This is a genomic window from Caulobacter sp. P1_B12_2, assembly GCF_056406675.1.
The window spans coordinates 1-3312 of the sequence record NZ_JBFTZS010000487.1 but is presented as its reverse complement, the minus strand read 5'-3'; the positions used below and the strand labels follow the sequence as shown (position 1 = coordinate 3312).

General features: G+C 66.9%; 4 protein-coding genes and 1 pseudogene. 4 read left to right on the top strand and 1 reads right to left on the bottom strand.

What is annotated here, in order from left to right; genetic code table 11:
- The 4 genes from AC1DZ6_RS22000 to AC1DZ6_RS21985 form a co-directional block, all read left to right on the top strand.
- On the top strand, positions 1-797 hold a 797-nt coding region (locus tag AC1DZ6_RS22000; protein ID WP_477099253.1), incomplete at its 5' end, for a sulfatase-like hydrolase/transferase.
- A 216-nt stretch (positions 798-1013) separates the two neighbouring features.
- Positions 1014-1607: a DUF4136 domain-containing protein gene (locus AC1DZ6_RS21995; protein ID WP_477099252.1), complete on the top strand. Its 594-nt coding sequence runs from the start codon at positions 1014-1016 to the stop codon at positions 1605-1607.
- Positions 1608-1664: 57 nt separating this feature from the next.
- Positions 1665-2324 carry a MarC family protein gene (locus AC1DZ6_RS21990; protein ID WP_477099251.1) on the top strand — a complete coding sequence of 220 codons (660 nt, stop codon included), beginning with the start codon at positions 1665-1667 and terminating at the stop codon, positions 2322-2324.
- 41 nt (positions 2325-2365) lie between these two features.
- Positions 2366-3070, top strand: coding sequence for a sigma-70 family RNA polymerase sigma factor (locus AC1DZ6_RS21985; RefSeq protein WP_477099250.1), 705 nt, complete (start codon positions 2366-2368; stop codon positions 3068-3070).
- Here AC1DZ6_RS21985 and AC1DZ6_RS21980 read toward each other — a convergent pair.
- A pseudogene (locus tag AC1DZ6_RS21980) lies at positions 3055-3312 on the bottom strand (alginate export family protein); the annotation flags it as partial. The gene AC1DZ6_RS21985 and the pseudogene AC1DZ6_RS21980 overlap by 16 nt on opposite strands.

Genomic DNA, 3312 nt, shown 5'->3' with positions numbered 1-3312 from the left:
GCCGCTGGCAGTCGCCCTACCACGACACCATGATCGACCATGACAAGAACGTCGGCCAGATGCTCAACCTGCTCGACGAGCTCGGTCTGGCCGAGGACACCATCGTGGTCTACTCGACCGACAACGGGCCCCACCGCAACAGCTGGCCGGACGGCGGCATGACGCCGTTCCGCAGCGAGAAGGACACGAACTGGGAGGGCGGCTTCCGGATTCCGGAGATCGTCCGCTGGCCCGGGAAGATCAAGGCGGGCAGCATCTCCAACGCGATCATCCAGCACCACGACTGGCTGCCGACCTTCCTGGCGGCGGCCGGTGAGTCGGACATCGTCGAGAAGGTCAAGACGGGCGTCACCGCCTGCGGCCGGACCTACAAGAACCACATCGACGGCTTCAACCTGTTGCCCTACCTGACCGGCGAGGTCGAGGAGAGCCCGCGCAAGCTGTTCGTCTACATCAGCGACGACGGCGACATCCTCGCGGTCCGCTACGACAACTGGAAGGTGGTGTTCATGGAGCAGCGGCTGAAGGGCACCATGGGCATCTGGGCCGAGCCTTTCACGCCGCTGCGCCTGCCGAAGATCTTCAACCTGCGGACCGATCCCTACGAGTTCGCCGACATCACCTCGAACAGCTACTACGAGTGGTACCTCTACCACGCCTACATCCTGTACGGAGCCTGGGGCATCGCGGCGCAGTTCGCCGATACGTTCAAGGACTTCCCGCCGGTGCAGAAGCCCAACACCTTCACGATCGACGACGCGATCGCGAAGATGGCCGAAGCGCAAGGCGGCGGCTGATCGGTTTCACAGGCGGTTTTGACGAGGCTGGCGGAGAAATCCGCCGGCCTCTTCTTTTGGTTCGGACAGCGTGGCGCTCAACTCAAGGGATTACCCCCAGTGGCCAGGGTTTCACCTGATTGAGGCGACTACGCGCCGGGCGGAAGGTTCGAACGGCGCCGCATGAAGGCATGGGCGCCGCAGTGAGCAGGAGCGCGTCCGATGTCTTCGAGGATCATGACCCAAGCCCTCCTGGCCGCGGCCATCGCCGCGTGCCTGCCGCTGGCGGCGTGCGAAAGCCCCGGCGGAAAGGTTTCGGTGCTTACCGGCCAGACGCCGTTGACCGGCTCGACCTACGCCTGGTCGCCCGTCCAGCCCGGAAGCGGCGATCCGCGTGTCGATAACGACATCATGCGCGAGCGCATCCGGACCGCGATCGACACCAACCTGGCCGCCAAGGGCTATAGCCAGGTCGATCCGTCCAAGGCCAAGCTGCTGGTCGCCTACCATGTCGGCCTGCGGGCCGGGACCGACTATTCGGCCACCAGCATGGGTCCTCCCGGCGGCGGCATGGCCTGCGGCGTCCGCGGCTGCATCGGCGGTTACGGCTGGGGCATGTACGGCGCGCCGAGGGACGTCGACATCCGGTCCATCAGCTACACCGAAGGCGCGGTGATGCTCGATCTGGTCGACGCCGCCAGCGGCAAGCTGGCTTGGCGCGCCACATCGCAGAAGCGGGTCGACGAGAAGGACGCCACGCAGGACGGCCTGAACGCCATCATCGCCGACATGGTCAAGACCCTGCCGCCAGGCGCGCCGCCGACGGGCTGACACGCGAGACCCTGACGCCGCGCCGTCCGCCACCGACCAGCATCCGCCGAGGACATCATGGCCGCGCCAATCAATCTGAGCTTCATCTTCGCGATCTTCTTCCTGACGCTCGGCCCGCTCAAGCTGATCCCCAGCTTCTACGGCCTGACCCAGGGACTGGACGGGAGGACCAGGCTTGGGCTGGCGCTCAAGAGCACGGCTCTGGCGCTGCTGATCCTGATCATCGCCGCCGTGGTTGGATCGGCCCTCGCCGCCAACTGGCGCATATCGCGCGAGGCCCTGGTCATCACGGGCGGCTTCCTGCTGCTGATCGGCTCGCTGAAGGTGCTGTCCAGCGTGCTCGCGCCGCCCGCGCGCCACGAGGACCCCGCACCGCCGGCCGATCCCGCCGCCAAACGGCCGATCGGCATCATCATCTCTCCGTTGGCCATTCCCGGCATCATCACGCCCTGGGGCCTGGTCGCCTTGATGCTGTTCGTGAGCATCGCCGAAGATCAGAACCGGCTGGGGGGCGTCGCCGTCGTCCTGGTCCTGATCATGCTGTTGAACATCGTGGGCATGATCTTCGCCGGTCCGGTGATGCGCACCGTCGGCTTGCCGGCGATGAGCGTGCTGGGCTGGGTGTTCAGCATCCTGCAGGCCGCGCTCGGCGTCACCTTCATGCTTCGCGGACTGGCCGGCGTGGCCGGCATCCCCTGGCACTCGACCCCGCTGTAACGTCCCACCATCGCCGCATGACGCCGAGTTTGGAGTTCTTCATGACCGACATCAGCCCGACCGAGAAACTTCGCGAGACTTCCGCCCGATGGGGCGGTTCGAAGGCCCGGGTCGCGGCGGAGCCGCGCAGCTTCGGGTCACCGTCCGAGCGTCCCGCGCCGCTTGGTGAGGACGATTTCCGGCGGCTGGTCGTGGCCAGCATCCCCGTTCTTCGCTCGTTCGCCCGCGGCTTGTGCGGCGACATGGCCCGGGGCGACGACCTGGCTCAGGACGCCCTGCTGAAGGCCTGGCAGCACCGGGCTCAATTCACCCCGGGCACGAACTTCAAGGGCTGGATCCTGAAGATCGCGCGAAACCACTTCTATTCCCAACGGCGCCGCGTCTGGCGCGAGACGCCGTTGGACCTCGCCGCCAGCGCCCAGATTCCGGCCGTCGGAACCGATCAGGTCCAGGCCCTGATGCTCAACGACCTGCGCAACGCCCTCAACGCGTTGAGCGACGAACAGCGCGAGGCGACGATCCTGGTCGGGGCGGGCGGCTTCTCCCACCGCCAGGCGGCCGAGATGTGCGACGTGCCCGAGGGCACCATGAAGAGCCGGGTCTGCCGGGCCAGGGCCAAGCTGGCCAGCTTGCTGGAAAGCGGAGAGGTGACCCACGACGCTGAGCCCGCCTGGCTGGCGGCCCAGTTGATCATGGCTGAGCTCTCGACCCTTTCCGCCGCCCACGCCGATCAGAACCGGGTCTGAACGATCAGCATCGCGAAGTCGACGGAGCGCCCGCCCAGGGCCCGCACGGCGTCGTCGGCCGACTGGTGGACCAGTTGGCCCTGGAGCTTGAGATTGCGGCTGACCTGCCACGTCGCGTCCATCTGGACCGCATCGCCCACGGCCTTGGATCTGTTTGCACCGACGGGCGCCAGAGGCGTCGAGGGCTGCAGATAGATGGCGTCCTGACCCGTCTGCCGCCACCGCATCAGGTAGCTGAACTC